This window comes from Pseudomonas pseudonitroreducens (assembly GCF_021603645.1).
Lineage (GTDB): Bacteria > Pseudomonadota > Gammaproteobacteria > Pseudomonadales > Pseudomonadaceae > Pseudomonas > Pseudomonas pseudonitroreducens.
Map to the genome: position 1 here is coordinate 133,321 of NZ_BQHJ01000012.1, position 17,546 is coordinate 150,866.

Annotated in this window: 17 protein-coding genes; 4 read left to right on the forward strand and 13 right to left on the reverse strand. The window is 65.3% G+C overall.

The genetic code is table 11. The features are described from left to right. Nucleotides 1-63: 63 nt before the first annotated feature. The 3 genes from L6D89_RS26005 to dksA form a co-directional block, all read right to left on the reverse strand. Nucleotides 64-543, reverse strand: a complete 480-nt coding sequence (locus L6D89_RS26005) for an REP-associated tyrosine transposase (protein WP_236201612.1) — start codon at nucleotides 541-543, stop codon at nucleotides 64-66. A gap of 97 nt (nucleotides 544-640) precedes the next feature. Next, nucleotides 641-1,843: a zinc metallochaperone GTPase ZigA gene (zigA, locus tag L6D89_RS26010; RefSeq protein ID WP_236201613.1), complete on the reverse strand. Its 1,203-nt coding sequence runs from the start codon at nucleotides 1,841-1,843 to the stop codon at nucleotides 641-643. Nucleotides 1,844-1,864: 21 nt separating this feature from the next. Beyond that, nucleotides 1,865-2,269: an RNA polymerase-binding protein DksA gene (gene dksA, locus L6D89_RS26015; protein ID WP_236172185.1), complete on the reverse strand. Its 405-nt coding sequence runs from the start codon at nucleotides 2,267-2,269 to the stop codon at nucleotides 1,865-1,867. A 128-nt stretch (nucleotides 2,270-2,397) separates the two neighbouring features. Here dksA and L6D89_RS26020 point away from each other — a divergent pair, with 128 nt between their 5' ends. Together L6D89_RS26020 and folE2 are read left to right on the forward strand one after the other, a co-directional pair. Continuing rightward, nucleotides 2,398-2,799 (forward strand): hypothetical protein, encoded by a 402-nt coding sequence (locus L6D89_RS26020; protein ID WP_236201614.1) that lies wholly within the window; start codon nucleotides 2,398-2,400, stop codon nucleotides 2,797-2,799. Between the two features lie 69 nt (nucleotides 2,800-2,868). Then, nucleotides 2,869-3,756 (forward strand): GTP cyclohydrolase FolE2, encoded by an 888-nt coding sequence (gene folE2, locus L6D89_RS26025; protein ID WP_236201615.1) that lies wholly within the window; start codon nucleotides 2,869-2,871, stop codon nucleotides 3,754-3,756. On the opposite strand, the gene L6D89_RS26030 is transcribed toward folE2, so the two are convergent. Continuing rightward, nucleotides 3,753-4,229 (reverse strand): GNAT family N-acetyltransferase, encoded by a 477-nt coding sequence (locus tag L6D89_RS26030; RefSeq protein WP_236201616.1) that lies wholly within the window; start codon nucleotides 4,227-4,229, stop codon nucleotides 3,753-3,755. The two genes, folE2 and L6D89_RS26030, sit on opposite strands and share 4 nt — an antisense overlap. 130 nt (nucleotides 4,230-4,359) lie before the next feature. Beyond that, nucleotides 4,360-5,544, reverse strand: coding sequence for a C17 cyclopropane fatty acid synthase CfaB (gene cfaB / locus L6D89_RS26035; RefSeq protein WP_236201617.1), 1,185 nt, complete (start codon nucleotides 5,542-5,544; stop codon nucleotides 4,360-4,362). Between the two features lie 360 nt (nucleotides 5,545-5,904). On the opposite strand from cfaB, the gene L6D89_RS26040 reads away from it, so the two are divergent. Further along, on the forward strand, nucleotides 5,905-7,377 hold the full coding sequence (locus tag L6D89_RS26040) for an MDR family MFS transporter (protein WP_276574844.1): 1,473 nt from the start codon (nucleotides 5,905-5,907) through the stop codon (nucleotides 7,375-7,377). 13 nt (nucleotides 7,378-7,390) lie between these two features. Here the strand turns inward: L6D89_RS26040 and L6D89_RS26045 are convergent, their stop codons facing one another. The 8 genes from L6D89_RS26045 to L6D89_RS26080 form a co-directional block, all read right to left on the reverse strand. Further along, on the reverse strand, nucleotides 7,391-8,695 hold the full coding sequence (locus L6D89_RS26045) for an MFS family transporter (RefSeq protein WP_236172190.1): 1,305 nt from the start codon (nucleotides 8,693-8,695) through the stop codon (nucleotides 7,391-7,393). Between the two features lie 499 nt (nucleotides 8,696-9,194). Further along, complete coding sequence (gene glmS / locus L6D89_RS26050) at nucleotides 9,195-11,030, reverse strand: glutamine--fructose-6-phosphate transaminase (isomerizing) (protein WP_236201618.1); 1,836 nt, start codon at nucleotides 11,028-11,030, stop codon at nucleotides 9,195-9,197. Between the two features lie 15 nt (nucleotides 11,031-11,045). Further along, nucleotides 11,046-11,816 carry a DeoR/GlpR family DNA-binding transcription regulator gene (locus tag L6D89_RS26055; RefSeq protein ID WP_236201619.1) on the reverse strand — a complete coding sequence of 257 codons (771 nt, stop codon included), beginning with the start codon at nucleotides 11,814-11,816 and terminating at the stop codon, nucleotides 11,046-11,048. 180 nt (nucleotides 11,817-11,996) lie between these two features. Continuing rightward, on the reverse strand, nucleotides 11,997-14,027 hold the full coding sequence (locus tag L6D89_RS26060; protein ID WP_236201620.1) for a GGDEF domain-containing protein: 2,031 nt from the start codon (nucleotides 14,025-14,027) through the stop codon (nucleotides 11,997-11,999). Beyond that, nucleotides 14,024-14,896 (reverse strand): endonuclease/exonuclease/phosphatase family protein, encoded by an 873-nt coding sequence (locus L6D89_RS26065; protein ID WP_236201621.1) that lies wholly within the window; start codon nucleotides 14,894-14,896, stop codon nucleotides 14,024-14,026. Before L6D89_RS26065 ends, L6D89_RS26060 begins: the two co-directional genes overlap by 4 nt. 12 nt (nucleotides 14,897-14,908) lie before the next feature. Then, nucleotides 14,909-15,550: a thiol:disulfide interchange protein DsbA/DsbL gene (locus L6D89_RS26070; protein ID WP_236172194.1), complete on the reverse strand. Its 642-nt coding sequence runs from the start codon at nucleotides 15,548-15,550 to the stop codon at nucleotides 14,909-14,911. Between the two features lie 179 nt (nucleotides 15,551-15,729). Beyond that, the gene (locus tag L6D89_RS26075; RefSeq protein ID WP_236172195.1) at nucleotides 15,730-16,335 is read right to left on the reverse strand and encodes a c-type cytochrome; all 606 of its coding nucleotides are present in this window, start codon (nucleotides 16,333-16,335) and stop codon (nucleotides 15,730-15,732) included. A 45-nt stretch (nucleotides 16,336-16,380) separates the two neighbouring features. Continuing rightward, nucleotides 16,381-16,671 carry a c-type cytochrome gene (locus tag L6D89_RS26080; RefSeq protein WP_017521244.1) on the reverse strand — a complete coding sequence of 97 codons (291 nt, stop codon included), beginning with the start codon at nucleotides 16,669-16,671 and terminating at the stop codon, nucleotides 16,381-16,383. A 180-nt stretch (nucleotides 16,672-16,851) separates the two neighbouring features. Here L6D89_RS26080 and yihA point away from each other — a divergent pair, with 180 nt between their 5' ends. Continuing rightward, the gene (yihA, locus tag L6D89_RS26085; protein ID WP_236201622.1) at nucleotides 16,852-17,505 is read left to right on the forward strand and encodes a ribosome biogenesis GTP-binding protein YihA/YsxC; all 654 of its coding nucleotides are present in this window, start codon (nucleotides 16,852-16,854) and stop codon (nucleotides 17,503-17,505) included. The last annotated feature ends 41 nt before the right edge of the window (nucleotides 17,506-17,546 follow it).

Sequence of the window (17,546 nt, forward strand, 5' to 3'; positions counted from 1 at the left end):
CGGGCGGCCTGTTTTTTTGCCCGGGCGAAGCCTTGCGTAGGAGCGGACTCCGTCCGCGATGACTCACAGCCACTGTGCATTCCAGAAGGGATAATCCCCAATCCGCCTGACCATTCCCGCTCGTATCGGGTTGGCGACGATGTAACGCGCCGCAGGCAGCACTTCCTTTTCATTGCGTAGCGCGTGATCGTGAAAAGCGGACGTCCAGACTGATCCCCGTCGTCCCGACAGCCGATTGAACTCGCGTGCGCTGAGAGCCTTCAATCGTCCGACGCTAGTCTCCAAGCGCTCACCCTCTCCCAGTTGCAGCAGCCAATGCGCATGGTCAGGCATCAACACCCACGCAAGTAATCGGTTTTCGCCCAGCGATAGTCGACCTTCGAAACACCGGGCTACACAGCAGGCCTTAGGGAAGTTCACAAACAGCGGCTCTCGGCGGAAGGTGGTGACGGTCAGCAGATAGATCTCGCCTGCGATAGATGCCCTGCCTTTGCGCAGTGCCTGGTGGCCGGCAAGCCAGGAAGGCTCTCGGGGTCTGCTCATGGATCAACCTCTGTGCGGAGGCCTGACTATCGCGGACAGAGTCCGCTCCTACCCAACGGTCGGGTCTGGAGCGGAGGTAGGTAATTTCAGATGGGCGTCACGCATTCGTCTCCCAGGGCTCGAATGGATCGGGCAAGCGCTTCCAGGCAGTGGTGCCGGCGGCCATCTCGTCATCATCCAGCAGGCAGCGATCCAGTTCGTCGAACAGGCGCTGGAAGTCCAGGTTCTGGCCGATGAACACCAGCTCCTGGCGGCAATCGCCGCTGTCCTCGCGCCAGTGGCGCAGTACGCCCTGGAGCTCGGTGGTGTCCTGCGGCCAGTGCTCGCGCGGGACGAAGCGCCACCAGCGTCCGGCCAGGCCGTGGCGCATCAGGCCGCCGGCCTGGGACCAGCTGCCCGCCTCGCGGTAGCGGCTGGCGAGCCAGAAGAAACCCTTGGAGCGCAACAGCCGGCCATTGCTCCAGGGCTCGGCGAGAAAGTCATGGAAGCGCTGCGGGTGGAACGGCCGGCGCGCGCGGTAGACATCCGAGGAGATGCCGTAGGCCTCGGTCTCCGGCAGATGCTCGCCGCGCAGCTCCTTGAGCCAGCCCGGCGCCCGCTCGGCGCGCTGGAAGTCGAAGCGGCCGGTGTCGAGGATGCGCGCCAGCGGTACCTGGCCCATGACCATGGGCTGGATATCGGCGTCGGGGTTGAGCCTGCGCAGGATCGCCAGCAGCTCGTCACGCTCGGCGCTGCCGATCAGGTCGATCTTGCTCACAAGGATCACGTCGGCGAACTCCACCTGCTCCACCAGCAGGTCGCTGAGCGAGCGCTCATCGTCCTCGCCCAGGGTTTCGCCGCGCTCGGCAAGGCTGTCAGCGCCCTGGTAGTCAGCGAGGAAGTTCAGTCCGTCGACCACCGTGACCAGCGTGTCCAGCCGCGCCAGGTCCGACAGGCTGCGGCCCTGCTCGTCGCGGAAGGTGAAGGTCTCGGCCACCGGCAGCGGCTCGGAGATGCCGGTGGACTCGATCAGCAGGTAGTCGAAGCGGCCTTCGCTGGCGAGGCGGCTGACCTCTTCCAGCAGGTCCTCGCGCAGGGTGCAGCAGATGCAGCCGTTGCTCATCTCCACCAGGCGTTCCTGGCCGCGGTTGAGGCTGACGTCGCGCTGTACCTCGCGGCCGTCGATGTTGATTTCGCTCATGTCATTGACGATGACCGCGACCTTGAGGTCCTCGCGGTTCTTCAGCACGTGGTTGAGCAGCGTGCTCTTGCCGGCGCCGAGGAAGCCGGACAGCACGGTTACGGGAAGTGGCGCATTCATCACGGTGGGACTCCAGGGCAATCAGGCTTCGCGGACGTGCAGTTCGCGCCGTTCCTGGCGCTCCTTGGCCTCGATGCACAGCGAGGCGGTGGGGCGCAGCAGCAGGCGGCGCAGGCCGATCGGTTCGCCGGTTTCCGCGCACCAGCCGTAGTCACCCCGGGCTAGGCGCTCCAGCGCCTGGTCGATCTTGTCGAGCAGCTTCTTCTCGCGCTCCAGCAGGCGCAGTTGCCACTGGCGCGACTCCTCGCGACTGGCGACATCGGCTTCGTCGCTGGCCCGCTCGGGGTCCTGCAGTGCCTGGAATTCTTCCTCGATGCGAACCTGCAGCTCGTCGCGCTGGTCCAGCAGCAGTGCGCGGAAATAGCCCTGTTGCGCCTCGCTCATGTAGGCCTCGCCGGGCTGGGCAAGCAGTTCCTGTTCGGTCATGACCGTCTCCGGAAGGGAGTGATCTTTTATGTTATATTATAACAATGCACGATTCGCAATTGAGAGCTGACAAGCATCCGACGACGTGCGATACCGACGTTTCGCTCCACCACCTGCCGAGACCATCGATGCTGCGCCGCGCCCTGCTGCTCTGCCTGTTCGCCCCCTTCGCCCACGCCAGCGGCTCCGCGCCACTGCCGTTTCCCGGCGAGGAGCCGGCACGCTGCGCCTGGTCAGCCTCGGTACTGGCCTGCATGGACGATTCGGGGAATCTCTACAGCGTCGCCACCCAGGGCCACGACACCTACCTGCGCGGCTTCGAGGCCAGCAGCGGCCGGCGCTGGGCGCAGACCGGCACGCGCTACGGCAGCCTGACCTTCTTCAGCGGCGTGGCCAGCGACGGCCAGGTGTGGGTCGGCACCAGCCGCGGCATCGGCTGGACCAACATCAGCCGCTTCAGCAGCTCGTCAGGCGACAGCGCCCGGCTGACCTGCGGGCGCGTGAGCGGCTGCAAGCAGCAGGAGCGCTGAAGAACCCATTGCGGGATTGCCGGGAAGCAAATACGTTATGTTATAACAATTACTGGACGCGACCTGCCCATGACCGCCCTGCTCCCCGATATCGCCTGCCAATCCACCCGCCTGCCCATTCCGCTCGACTGGGTCGGCATGCAGGGCATCGCCGTGCCACTGCGTATCGCCGGCGAGCGCGTGGCCGCCTTCGCCGACGCCGGCGTCAGCCTCGACGAGGCCGAGGCACGCGGCATCCACATGTCTCGCCTGTACCTGGCGCTGGAAGCGTTGGCCACAGCAGAGCTCTCGCCAACTCTGCTGCGTGATCTGCTCAAGCAATTCCTCAGGAGCCACGCCCAGTTGTCGCGGCGCGCCAGTCTGGCGCTGCATTTCGAGCTGCTGTTGCGGCGCCCGGCGCTGGTCAGCCCGCTGAGCGGCTGGAAGCGCTATCCCTGCGAGGTCCACGCGCAACTGGAAGACGATGCGCTGCACCTGGAGTTGCGCCTGACGCTGCCGTACTCCTCGACCTGCCCTTGCTCGGCGGCACTGGCGCGCCAGCTGATCCAGGAGCGTTTCGACGCCGACTTCGCCGGCCGCGCGCTGAAGGCCGGCGAGGTCCGCGCCTGGCTCGGCAGCCCGCAGGGTATCGTCGCCACACCGCACAGCCAGCGCAGCGAGGCACAGCTGAAGCTGCGCCTCGCGCCGACCGTGCAGGCGTTCGCTTTCGCCGAGCTGGTCGACCACGCCGAAGACGCCCTCGGCACCGCGGTGCAGACGGCGGTGAAGCGCGCCGACGAACAGGCCTTCGCCCTGGCCAACGGGCAGAACCTGATGTTCTGCGAGGATGCCGCACGCCGACTGCACCGGTCGTTGATGCAGCGCGATGAGGTATCAGGCTTTGAAGTACGCGTGGTGCATGCGGAAAGCCTGCATGCCCACGATGCGGTGGCCGTGAGTCGCTGGGAGCGCGACTAGACGGTGAGGTCCAGTGCCAGGCGGATCTGGTCGCGGCAGTGGATCCCGTTCTCGTAGATCGGCTCGGGGTAATGCCGTACGAAGTGATCCGTCTCGATGCCCACGATACGGAAGCCCACGCGCTGGTACAGGCCGAGCTGGGCCAGGCTGGAGTTGCCGGTGGCGATGGTCAGGCGCTGCAGGCCGGCCTCGCGAGCCTGTTCGATGGCCGCCAGCAGCAGGCGACGGCCCAGGCCACGCTCCTGCCATTCGTCCTCCACCGCCAGGCTGGTGATCTCGGCGACGCCGGGTTCGCGCGGAGTCAGCGTGAGGACGCCGCGCACGCAGGCCGCCTCGTTCAGCGCCAGCAGGCGGGAGTCGTGCAGATAACTCTCTATCTGTTCGCGGCTGGGGTCGGCCTTGAGCAGCAGCGACCAGGGCGCCTGGGCCGGCGACAGTTCGACGAGGGACAGGTCCGGGAAGAAATTCACCATGATTCATCTACCAAAGAGTCAGTGGGGAAAGCGGGTTTAGCTTCCCACGCGCCTCGATGCAAGCCTTTTACTCCGCACCGGAAATGCATCGGGCCCGCCGAAGCGGGCCCGATGCATTCGCGGCAAAGGCTCAGGAGTAGATGTCCCGCCGGCTCCAGGGCACCTCGTGGCCGCCATCCGCGTGCGGCTTGCTGGCGAGAATCTGGTGCAGGTTGATCCAGCCCTTCTTGAAGCCGTAGGCACAACCGGCCAGGTACAGGCGCCAGATGCGCAGGGCCTGCTCGGGCACCAGCTTCGCCGCGTCGGCCAGCTTGGCTTCGAGATTGGCGCTCCAGAACTCCAGGGTGCGCGCGTAGTGCAGGCGCAGACCTTCGACGTCGACCACCTCCAGCCCTGCCTCGCTCATCCGCGCGACGGCCAGGGACAGGTGCGGCAGCTCGCCGTGGGGAAACACGTAGCGGTCGATGAAGTCGCCGGCGCCGCGACCGACTGGACGGCCGTCGGTATTGCTGGAGGTGATGCCGTGGTTCATCACCAGACCGCCCGGCCGCACCGCGTCGTACAGCTGCTGGAAGTAGATGCCCAGGTTCGCGTGGCCGACGTGCTCGAACATGCCCACGCTGACCACCTTGTCGTAACGACCATCGCGCGGCAGGTCGCGATAATCCAGCAACTCCAGCGTCACCTTGCCCTCCAGACCTCCGGCCTTGACCCGCTCGCGGCCGAGCTTGAGCTGCTCTTCACTGAGGGTGATGCCGTGCACCTCGACACCGAACTCCCGCGCTGCCAGGCGCGCCAGCCCGCCCCAGCCACAGCCGACGTCGAGCAGCTTTTCGCCCGGTTTCAGCCGCAGCTTGCGGCACAGGTGGCGCAACTTGGCCAGTTGGGCTGTGGCCAGGTCTTCGGCGCCGGTCTCGTAGTAGGCGCACGAGTACACCATCTCCGGATCGAGCCAGAGCTGGTAGAACTCATTGGACAGGTCGTAGTGGTAATGAATGGCTTCGGCGTCGGTAGCCTTGTCGTGGCTTTCGCGAACGTAATCGGCATCGCTGTCGTCATCGCCCAGCGCAGCGCTCAGTGCATCGGCCATGGCGATGACTTCACCGATCTGGCCCTCGATGTCCATGCGATTCTCGACATAGGCGCGGCCGAGAATATCGAGGCTAGGGTGGGTGATCTCGGTCAGCAGAGTCGGATCGCGAACGACGAGCGTCACCTGCGGATCTGGCCCAAGGTCGAATGCCTGGGCCTCGCCGATACGAATTCGCAGCGGCAACTGCAGGGACAGCAACTCAGAGGGCAGGTTGGCGTTCATGCATACCTCCTGGTCACAGGGCTGAAAAACTATAGACCAGCTCATCCATAGTCTTCCCCTATGGCCTGGCCCGCATAAAAACTATCGTGGCGCCGACCACGGCGGGACGTGCCGATTCCTTTGCTTTGGAGTGTTTGCCCGGGACCTGCGTTCCCGGAAACTTCCAGGCTGCAATGGAAGAATAGTTCGCTACGAAAGCGTAGCAGCCGATCCGCCACTCATCGTTTCCAGGCCTGAGATAGAGCCTTTCCTGCCGGGTAACGATGACACCGGCGTGACAGATTGCCGCTGCCTTGCACTACACTGTGGTCCCTCCGCACACCTCCGAAGCGGAGATCCTCTGAAGTAAAGGGGGCTTTCTTGAATACCTTTTCCGCGCCACGTCCGGCGGTCCGCACCGTATTGGTGGGGCTGATGCTGGCGATCTTCCTCGGTGCGCTCGACCAGACCATCGTCGCCGTATCCCTGCCGGCGATCTCCGCCGGCTTCGGCAACTTCGACCTGCTCGCCTGGGTCATCTCCGGCTACATGGTGGCGATGACCATCTCCATGCCGATCTACGGCAAGCTCGGCGACCTCTACGGACGCCGCCTGCTGATGCTCTTCGCCATCGGCCTGTTCACCTTTGCCTCGCTGCTCTGCGGCGCCGCGCAGAGCATGGAACAACTGGTACTCGCCCGCGTCCTGCAGGGCATCGGCGCCGGCGGCATGATGTCGGTGAGCCAGGCGATCATCGGCGACATCGTCCCGCCCCGCGAGCGCGGGCGCTACCAGGGTTACTTCAGCAGCATGTACGCGGTGGCGAGCATCGCCGGCCCGGTGCTGGGCGGCGTGCTCACCGAGTACCTGTCGTGGCGCTGGGTGTTCCTGATCAACCTGCCGGTGGGCCTGGTCGCCCTTGCGGTATCGCGGCAGACCCTGCGCGGCCTGCCCGTACCGGGCCGCAGGCCGGTGATCGACTACCTCGGCACAATGCTGATGATCGCCGGGCTGGGCAGCCTGCTGCTGGCGATCACCGCGGTCGGCCAGGGCGCGCGCTGGAACGATCCGAAGATGCTCGCGCTGTTCTTCGCCGCGCTACTGCTGATCGGGCTGTTCGTCGTGCAGGAACGCCGCGCGCCGGAACCGCTGGTGCCGATGCACCTGTTCGGTATTCGCGCCGCTACCCTGAGCTGGCTGATCAGCTTCTTCGCCAGCTTCCAGGTCATCTCGCTGTCGGTGCTGGTGCCGTTGCGCTTCCAGTCGGTCACCGGCGCGGGGGCCGACAGCGCCGCGCTGCACCTGCTGCCGCTGGCCATGGGCGTGCCGATTGGCGCGTACTGCTGCGGCCGGCTCACAGCGATCATCGGCCGCTACAAGCCGCAGATCGTCGCTGGCGCCTTGTTGATGCCGCTGGCGATTGCCGGCCTGGCGCTGACGCCGCCGAGCGCCTACTTCTTCTCCGGCGTCTGCATGCTGCTCACCGGGATCGCCGCCGGCACGCAGTTCCCCACCAGCCTGGTGGCGGCGCAGAGTGCGGTCGAAACGAAGCATCTGGGCGTGGCGACCAGCAACATCACGCTGTTCCGCTCACTGGGCGGGGCGGTGGGGATCGCACTGATGTCCGCGCTGCTGCTGGCGATGCTGCAGCCACTGGCAGGCGAGGCGGGTCATGGGCTGTCGGCCAGCGCCCTGCTGGCCAGCCTGAGCGGCGAAGGCCATGAAACGCAGCGGCTGGCGCTGGATGGGGTGTTCGGGCAGCTGTTCCTGATCAACGCCGGGTTCGGCGCCCTGGCCCTGCTGATCGCCCTGTCGCTGCCCGACCACGCACTGCGCGGCCGAAGCAACGATTAGCGAATGGCGCGGGTCAGTCCTCGTCGTTGAGGTAGCTGACCTTGCGCAGGTCCGGCAGCAGCAGGCAGACCAGCAGCGCCACGCCGCACATGACCGAAACGTAGATGTAGAAGTACTCCTCGACGCCCATGCTCTTCAGCCCCAGGGCCGCGTATTCGGCGGAACCCCCGAAGATCGCGTTGCCCACCGCATAGGACAGGCCCACGCCCAGGGCGCGGATCTGCGGCGGGAACATCTCGGCCTTGATCAGGCCGCTGATCGAGGTGTAGAGGCTGACGATGGCCATGGCCAGGATGATCAGACCGAACGCCGCGTAGGGGCTGCTGACGGTCTTCAGCGCGGCGAGGATCGGCCAGGTGCAGAGCATGCCCAGGGCGCCGAACCAGAGCATCGAGGTCTTGCGGCCGATACGGTCGGACAGCGCGCCGAACAGCGGCTGCATGCACATGTAGCAGAACAGCGCGAAGGTCATCACGCCGCTGGCCACCTTGGCGTCCATCCCGGCGGTATTCACCAGGTACTTCTGCATGTAGGTGGTGAAGGTGTAGAAGATCAGCGAGCCGCCGGCAGTGAAGCCGAGCACGGTGAAAAAGGCGCGCTTGTGGTGGGTGAACAGTTCGGTGAGGGTGCCCGATTCCTTGCGCTTGAGGTTGGCTTCCTTGGCCGTCTCGTTCAGCGAGCGGCGCAGGTAGAAGGCGATCACCGCGGTGATCGCGCCGACCACGAAGGGAATCCGCCAGCCCCATTCCTTCAGCTCATCGGTGGTCAGCAACTGCTGCAGGATCACCACTACCAGCACGGCCAGCAGCTGGCCGCCGATCAGGGTCACGTACTGGAAGGAAGCAAAGAAGCCGCGCTGGCCCTTGAGTGCCACCTCACTCATGTAGGTCGCACTGGTGCCGTACTCGCCGCCAACCGAGAGCCCCTGGAACAACCGCGCGAGCAGCAGCAATGCAGGAGCCGCCACGCCGATGCTGGCGTAGGTCGGCATCACCGCGATGGCCAGCGAGCCGCCACACATCATCAGCACCGAGATCATCATCGCGGTCTTGCGGCCCTTCTTGTCGGCGATGCGGCCGAACAGCCAACCGCCAATGGGGCGCATCAGGAAGCCCGCGGCGAATACCCCGGCGGTGTTGAGCAGTTGCACCGTCGGATCGTCGGAGGGGAAGAAGGCATGGGCGAAGTACAGGGCGGTGAAGGCGTAGACGTAGAAGTCGAACCACTCCACCAGGTTGCCCGAGGAGGCGCCGACGATGGCGAGGATGCGCGAGCGGCGCTCGTGGGCGGAGTACTGCGGTGCAGCAGGTGCGTTCATGGGGATTCTCTTGTCGGTTTAACTGCATCCCGGACGTGAGGACGGTACTCCCTCGCCGCCCTTGCCAGCGAATCGCCGCAAGGCATTTTCCGCTGACACAATCAGAAACAGTATAGACGCTTCCGATAGCCGGCTAACGAAATCCGCGGCCTGCGCCGGACCTTTCGGTTCGAATATCGGACACTTGCGAACGCGCGTTTGTCGTTTCCGATTGACCGGCCCTTGGCCAGCTTCTATCGTTGGCTCCGCTCCCCGCCCTGCGGGAGACTTGTCAGGTACCCCTCGCAGGGTCGGAGCCCGACCTTGTCCACAAGACAAGGTCGATTTCCATTCCCCTCGTGTAGCGGCTCAAGCCGCCTGGCCTCGGTGCCCCGTCCACACCCCCGGACGTGCAGGCACCGGGGGAATGTTGATCTTCCCCTGGCCTCATCCCGCGAATTGCTCCGCCCCAAAACGAAAAAAGGCCCCCGAAGGGACCTTTCTCCTTGCGCCTGCGCGCTTATTCCACCGTGACGGACTTCGCCAGGTTGCGCGGCTGGTCAACGTCGGTGCCCTTGAGCACGGCAACGTAGTAGGACAGCAGTTGCAGCGGCACGGTGTAGAGGATCGGCGCCAGGCAATCATGGATCGCCGGCATCCCCACCACGTGGGTGCCCGCGCCGTTGTCGATACCGGTGCCGCCCTCGGCGAAGACCACCAGTTCGCCACCACGGGCACGCACTTCCTGCAGGTTGGACTTGAGCTTTTCCAGCAGCTCGTTGTTTGGCGCCACGGTCACCACCGGCATGTCGGCGTCGACCAGGGCCAGCGGGCCGTGCTTCAGCTCACCGGCGGGGTAGGCTTCGGCGTGAATGTAGGAGATTTCCTTGAGCTTCAGCGCGCCTTCCAACGCCACCGGGTACTGGGCGCCACGACCGAGGAACAGGGTGTGGTGCTTCTCGGCAAACAGCTCACTGACCTTCTCCACCACCTTGTCCATGGAAAGAGCCTCTTCCAGGTGGGTCGGCAGGCGGCGCAGCTCATTCACCAGCTCGGCCTCGACGCCTTCACCCAGGCGCTTCTGCACCTGGCCGATGCCCAGGGTCAGCAGCAACAGCGCGACCAACTGGGTGGTGAAAGCCTTGGTGGAGGCCACGCCGATCTCGGGACCTGCGTTGGTCAGCAGGGTCATGTCCGACTCGCGCACCAGCGAACTGGTGGCGACGTTGCAGATCGCCAGGCTGGAGAGGAAGCCCAGCTCCTTGGCATAGCGCAGCGCAGCCAGGGTGTCGGCGGTCTCGCCGGACTGGGAAATGGTGACGAACAGCGAATCCGGGTGCACCGCGACCTTGCGGTAGCGGAACTCGCTGGCGACCTCGACCTGGCAGGGAATGCCGGTCAGGCTTTCCAGCCAGTAACGGGCGACCATGCCGGCGTGGTAGCTGGTGCCGCAAGCAACAATCTGCACGGTGCGCACCTTGGCCAGCAGCTCGCGGGCCTGCGGGCCGAAGTTGTCCACCAGCACCTGCCCGCTGCCCAGGCGACCTTCCAGGGTGCGTTGCACCACGGCCGGCTGCTCGTGGATTTCCTTGAGCATGAAGTGGCGATAGCCGCCCTTGTCGGCCGCCTCGGCGCCCTCGTGGTAGCGCACTTCCTCGCGCTGCACCGGGTTGCCGTTGACGTCCCACAGCTGCAGGCTGTCGCGATGGATTTCGGCGATGTCGCCTTCTTCCAGGTAAATGAAGCGGTCGGTCACCTGGCGCAGCGCCAACTGGTCAGAGGCGAGGAAGTTTTCGCCATGGCCCAGGCCCACCACCAGCGGGCTGCCGCTGCGGGCGGCAAGGATGCGGTCCGGCTGCTTGCTGCTGATCACCGCCAGGCCATAGGCGCCGTGCAATTCCTTGACGACGGCCTTGAGCGCGACGGTCAGGTCACCCAGCTCGCCCAGGCGCAGGTGCAGCAGGTGGGCGATGACCTCGGTGTCGGTCTGCGAGGTGAACTCGTAGCCACGCGCCTTGAGCATTTCGCGCAGGGGCTCGAAGTTCTCGATGATGCCGTTGTGCACCACGGCCACTTCGCCACGGGAGAAGTGCGGGTGGGCGTTGGCCTCGGTGGGCGCACCGTGGGTGGCCCAGCGAGTGTGGGCGATGCCCAGGCGACCGAGCAGCGGCTGCTCGGCAATGGCCTGCTCGAGGCTGGATACCTTGCCCGCCCGACGGCGGCGATCCAGCGCGCCGGTATTGTCGATCACCGCCACACCGGCGCTGTCGTAGCCACGGTATTCCAGGCGCTTGAGGCCTTCGACGAGGATCGGGGTGATATTACGCTCGGCGATGGCGCCTACGATTCCACACATGGCTTGTGTCTCCTGTCAGTCTTCACAGCGCGCGCGGATCACTTTCACGCCGCGCGCCTGGATCAGTTCGAACGCTTCATCGCTCAGGCGTTCGTCGGTAATCAGTGCCTGGACACTGCTCCAGGGCAGCTCCAGGTTGGGTATGCGCCGGCCCAGCTTGTCGGACTCGGCCATGACGATCACCTCGCGGGCGACCTCGGCCATGACCCGGCTCAGGCCCAGCAGTTCGTTGAAGGTCGTCGTGCCGCGCTCGAGGTCCAGGCCGGTGGCACCGATGAACAGCTGATCGAAATCGTAGGAGCGCAGCACCTGTTCGGCCACCTGTCCCTGGAACGACTCCGAGTGCGGGTCCCAGGTGCCGCCAGTCATCAACAGCACGGGCTCACGCTCCAGCTCGCGCAGTGCGTTGGCCACGCTCAGGGAGTTGGTCATCACCACCAGGCCGGGCTTGCGGCCCAGCTCGGGTATCAGCGCGGCGGTGGTGCTGCCGCTGTCGATGATGATTCGCGCGTGCTCGCGGATGCAGGCGGCCGCCGCCCGGCCGATGGCCTGCTTGTAGCGCGACAGCGGCTGGCTCGGCTCGGCGATCAGCTCATGGGGCATCGGCACCGCGCCACCGTAGCGGCGTAGCAGCAGGCCGTTGCCTTCCAGGGCGGCCAGGTCCTTGCGGATGGTCACCTCGGAGGTGGCGAAGCGGCGCGCGAGATCGTCCACGCTGACCTCGCCCTGTTCGGCGAGCAGCGCCAGGATGTCGTGGCGACGTTGGGGCGTATTGCGTTTCGACATGAACGATTAAGTTTCGATTCGAAAGATAAGTGTGCGAATCAAAACCCATGTTGTTTCGTTCGTCAAGAATTTCCCGTTCGAACGGAAGCGATCTTCTGCAGGAGCGGACTCCGTCCACGATGTTTACCGGCGGTGCCGGGGTTCGCGAGCAAGCTCGCTCCTACAGGAAACGCCGTGTGCTCAGTCGACTTCGAGTCGGTTGCGTCCGCCGCGCTTGGCGCGGTAAAGCGCCTGGTCGGCCCGTTCGAAGGCGGTTTCGGCGCGCTCACCTGCACGGAAGGCTGTCAGGCCCGCCGAGCAGGTAATGCTCAGGCGCTCACCCTTGAAGTGGAACGGACAGGCCTCGATGGCGCCGCGCAGCACGTCGAGCAGTTGCTGCCCACCGTCCAACGGCGTGGAGGGCAGCAGCACGACGAACTCTTCGCCACCGAAGCGGGCGATGAAATCGGTCTTGCGCACGCGCTTGGCCAGCTCGTTGGCAATGATTTTCAGCACCTTGTCGCCGGCCAGGTGACCGAAATCGTCGTTGATGCGCTTGAAGTGATCGACATCCAGCACCGCCAACAGCAGGTCGCCGCCATAGCGCTCCCAGCGCGCGACCTCCAGCTCCAGTCGCTCGCTCAACGCGGCACGGTTGGGCAGGCCGGTCAGGGCATCAGTCATGGCCTTCTGGCGCTGGTCCTCGATGTTCGCCTGGAAGGTGCGGGCTTCCTCTTCCATGCTGGCGACACGGGTCACCAGCGACTGGATGCGCTCGCTCACTTCGCGTTCACGGACCTCGCGCTCCTCACGGAAGCGGTCCATGGTGCCCACCAGCCCCTGCAGGCGTGACTCGACGTTGCGCTTCAGGCCTTCCAGGTCGGTGGCCTCCAGCACACTTTCCTTCAGGCCGCTGACCTGTGCGCGCAGGGTGTCGTCCAGCTCACGGGCGCTGGAGCTGGTGCCACTGTGATTTTCCTGTACTGCCTGCAAGCCATCGAGGAAGGCGCCCAGGCGCGCGTTGAGCTGGTGCAGGTAACCTTCGAATTCGCGCTGGCCGCTGTCGTTCAGCGACAGCACGAGGACGCCCAGGTCATCCAGCACGGGCACCAGTTCGTACCAGTTGAGGCTGCCGTGGATGCGCGAACGCAGCGCCTCGGCCTGGATCTGCTGGGCAGCCGGCAGGTGCATCTCGTCCAGCAGGCGCAGCAGGCTCGCCTCGATGTGCGGCGCCACCGCGCTGTAGCCGGGCTCCGGACGCGGCGGCAAGGCATAGGGATCGCTGGCCTGGTGCGCGTCCTCCGGCGTGCCGAACAGGCCAGGCGGCACCGGCAGACTGTCGAGCAACCTGGCCTCATCGTGGGCGGGATGCTCAGTCGCGGAAGCGCTGGCAGCGGCTTGCACCACGGCGACAGGCTCGGCTCGTGCGATCGACGACGGCGCTGCGAAGGGCTCCGGCACCAAGGCTGGTGCAACGTCGGCAAGCGGCGCCAGGGCAGGCTCGGCAGCCTTCTCAGCGACGACCGCATCGACAGGTGCAGGTGCAGGTGCAGGTGCAGGTGCAGGTGCAGGTGCAGGTGCAGGTGCAGCAGATTGGGCATTGCTGGACGGCGGTAACTCCAGCGCCGCTTCGGGCATCGGCTCGCTTTCTGGCGTGGCGCTGGGCGCGACAGGGTTCGGTTCCGCCCCATCCGCGTCATCACTGTCGCGGCTGCCGAACAGCCGCTGCAGGAATCCGGGCCGCTGTTCTCCGCCAGCAGTGCCAAAATGATCCAGCACCTGGCGCTGCAGGCGACTCAGCTCACCCAGCAGCGCGGGAAGTTCGCGGGAGGAACTGCCGCGGCTGGGAATATCCTTGGCCAGGCGCTTGAGCGGCTTGCGCACATCACCCGGCATGTCCAGGGACAACAGTTGTTGCGACAGCTGGCCGAGCGCGGCGACGTTCTGCTCGATACGCTGCTGGCGGCGCTGCTCGGAGTCGAGTACGGCCTTTTCCAGTTGCGGGATCAGGCGCGACAGCCCGGCATCCATATCGTCGCGGCGCAACACTTCGCGCAGCTCCTGCATGCAGGCATCCACCGCCTTGTCGCTGCCTTCGGCCGCCAGGCTGCTGCGCACCAGGCCGCGACGCAGCAGGTCGAGGCGGGCATCCCAGCGCCGTTCGAGCTTCTCCTGCTGTTCGAGGTTATCCAGGTATTTCTGTTTCCAGCGCTGGTCGTCGTCGCGACTCATTCAGGGTCCTCGCCGCGCAAGGCGAGCGACGAGGACGAACGCAGGGCATCCGGCAGGCGGATTTCCACGGCTACCGGCAGGTGGTCGGAAATCGGGTGCGGGAGGACACTGACGCGTTCCAGCGCCAGCTCGGAACTGAGCAGGATGTGGTCCAGGCAGCGCTGCGGGCGCCAGCTGGGGAAAGTGGCCTCGACCTGCGGGGCGATGAGCTGGAGGTCGCGCAATGGCGAGCTTTCCAGCAGGTCGGTGGCATGGGTGTTCATGTCGCCCATCAGCACGTGATGGCGGTAGTCCTGCAGCAGCTCGCGGATATAGGCGAGCTGGCGGGTACGGGTCCGCGCGCCGAGGGCCAGGTGCATCATCACCACCGCCAGCGCGTCCCTGCCTTCGCCGAAGCGCATGAGGATCGCGCCGCGACCGGGCGGGCCGGGCAGCGGATGGTCTTCCAGGGCAGTGGGCTGCAAGCGGCTGAGCAGGCCGTTGCTGTGCTGGGCGATGCGCCCGAGGTTGCGATTGAGCTGCTGGTACCAGTAGGGGAAGGCACCGAGCTGGGCCAGGTGCTCGACCTGGTTGATGTTGCCGGAGCGGATGCTGCCACCATCGGCTTCCTGCAGGGCCACCACGTCATAGTCGTGGAGCAGTTCGCCGATGCGCTGCAGGTTGTTGGCACGCCCGGCGGCCGGCAGCAGGTGCTGCCAGCCGCGGGTCAGGTAGTGGCGGTACCTTTCGGTACTGATGCCCACCTGGATATTGAAACTGAGCAGGCGCAGCCGGCCGTCGTCGGGCAGGCCGGCGGGTATCCCATGGGCGCTGTTCACCCGTGGGACGCAGGCCCCCGCGACACGCTCACGAGTCCGCCGGCGCAGCATCGTCGTCGGACCTTACTGGGCAGCCTTGGCGTCGGCGCGTTCCTTGGCGATCAGCTGGTCAGCCAACTGCAGCGCCTCGTCCGGGCCGCCGGCCGAGCCGATATCGAAGCGGTACTTGCCATTGACCACCAGGGTCGGCACGCCGCTGATCTGGTAGGCCATTGCCAGTTTCTTGGCCTTCTCGATCTGGCCCTTGATGGCGAAGGAGTTGTAGGTGCTGAGGAACTTGTCCTTGTCCACGCCCTGCTCGGCGACGAAGTCAGCCATTTCTTCCGGAGTGGTCAGGGCCTTCGGGTTGTTGTGCAGCTTCTCGAAGACCGAGTGGTGCACCTTCTTCTCTACACCCATGGATTCCAGGGTCAGGAACAGTTGGCCGTGGATGTTCCACAGACCGCCGAACATGGCCGGGATACGCACGAAGTGAACGTCGGCCGGCAGCTTCTCGACCCACGGGTTGATGGTCGGTTCGAACGCATAGCAGTGCGGGCAGCCGTACCAGAACAGCTCCACCACCTCGATCTTGCCGGGCTGGGAGACCGGAACGGCCTGGTTCAGCTCGGTATAGTTCTTGCCCGCTTCGAAGTCGGCGGCGTTCGCGTTGACGGCGAACAGGCCGGCGAAGGCAAGAGCGGCGGTGAAAATCAGGTTACGCATGGTTCACTCCTTGGCTGAGCGGAACCGCCACGCTGCGGCGCGGCGGGATGAAGCGGTTTGACCGGAGGGGCCAGACACGGTTCCAGCATTGTAGTGGTGACGGATGCAAAAAAGGGTGGCCGAAGCCACCCTTTTTTTCCAAGCAGTTTTTCGCTCCGGCGTTTTCGCCGGATGCCCGCTTAGTGCAGGCCTTCGATGTAGCTGGAGATCGCAGCGATGTCCTTGTTGGACAGCTTGGCGGCGATGCTGCGCATGATCATGGCGTCGCCGTCGTTGGTGCGCTCGCCTTCGCGGAAAGCAGTCAGCTGCTTGGCGGTGTAGGCCGCGTGCTGGCCACCCAGGTGCGGGAAGCCGGCTTCGGCGTTGCCCTGGCCAGCCGGGTTGTGGCAACCGGTGCAGGCCGGCATGCCTTCGGCGAGCTTGCCGCCGCGGAACAGGGCTTCACCCTGGGCGACCAGCTTGGGATCGGCGGCGCCGACGCTGCCATTCTGGCTGGCGAAGTAGGCGGCGATGTCGGCCAGGTCCTCATCGCTGAGGTTGGTCAGCAGGCCGGTCATTTCCAGCACGGTGCGCTTGCCGTCCTTGATGTCGTGCATCTGCTTGAGCAGGTAACGCTCACCCTGCCCGGCCAGTTTCGGGAAGTTGGGCGCCATGCTGTTGCCATCGGCACCGTGGCAGGCACCACAGACAGCAGCTTTCGCCTGACCGGCCTTGGCATCGCCAGCGGCGTTCGCCACACCGACAAGACCCAGGGTCAACAGCAGACTCACGATCAATTTGTTCATCAGCTAATCCAATAACGGCTAAGGGTGAAAGAGTAAGGCCCCGAGTTACTTCGACATCCACTGGATAATTGTCTGGTAGTCCTCGGCGCTGCAGTCGGTGCACAGGCCGCGAGGCGGCATCGCGTTGAAACCGTTGGTCACATGTTGCACCAGCGTATCCATGCCCTTGTCCAGGCGTGGCTTCCAAGCGGCGGCGTCGCCCTTCTTCGGCGCCATTGGCAACTGACCATTGTGGCAGGCGCCACAGGCTCTGTTGAAAACGGCTTCCGGATCCTGGGCCGCCAGGGCGCTGGATGCCAGCGCGGCAACGATGGCTGCGAACAGCAGTTTCTTCATGATTATCCTCATCGCAGGGAACATCCGCGTTCTTGATTGCGCGGACTCCAACGTTCCCGTGTGGCTCGACCCTGGGGGATAAAGCGCACACAAAATCCGCGGCATTATATACTTCAGATGCCCAAACGGAAACGAAACCGCCCCCCGCGACACCGCGTCGCACCCGCCGCGAAGTTACCCATGTCCTCGAATAACGCTACGAAAAACCCGATTCTCGGCCTCTGCCAACAGGCCACTTTCCTCATCTCCGCCGCCAAGGTGAACCAGTGCCCGGAAGATTCCGGCCTGGAAGTCGCCTTCGCCGGCCGCTCCAACGCGGGCAAGTCCAGCGCGTTGAATGCGCTGACCCACGCGAACCTGGCACGCACCTCCAAAACCCCCGGCCGCACCCAGTTGCTGAACTTCTTCCGCCTGGATGACGAACGCCGCCTGGTCGACCTGCCCGGCTACGGCTACGCCAAGGTGCCGATTCCGCTGAAACTTCACTGGCAGCAGCACCTGGAAGCTTATCTCTCCAGCCGCAATGCGCTAGCCGGCGTGGTGCTGCTGATGGATATCCGTCATCCGCTGACCGATTTCGACCGCCTGATGCTCGACTGGGCGCAGGCCAGCCAGCTGCCGATCCACGTGCTGCTGACCAAGGCCGACAAGCTGGCCTACGGCGCGGCGAAGAACGCGCTGCTCAAGACCCGCAAGGAAATCCTCGACGGCTGGGGCGATGTCGCCACCCTGCAGCTGTTCTCGGCGCCCAAGCGCCAGGGCGTGGAAGAAGCGCAGCTGGTCCTGGCCGGCTGGCTCGGGCTGCTGGACGAGGAAGAAGAAGAGGAGGCCTGAGGCCAAATCGCAGGCAAAAAAAACCCCGAGCTTCGTATGGG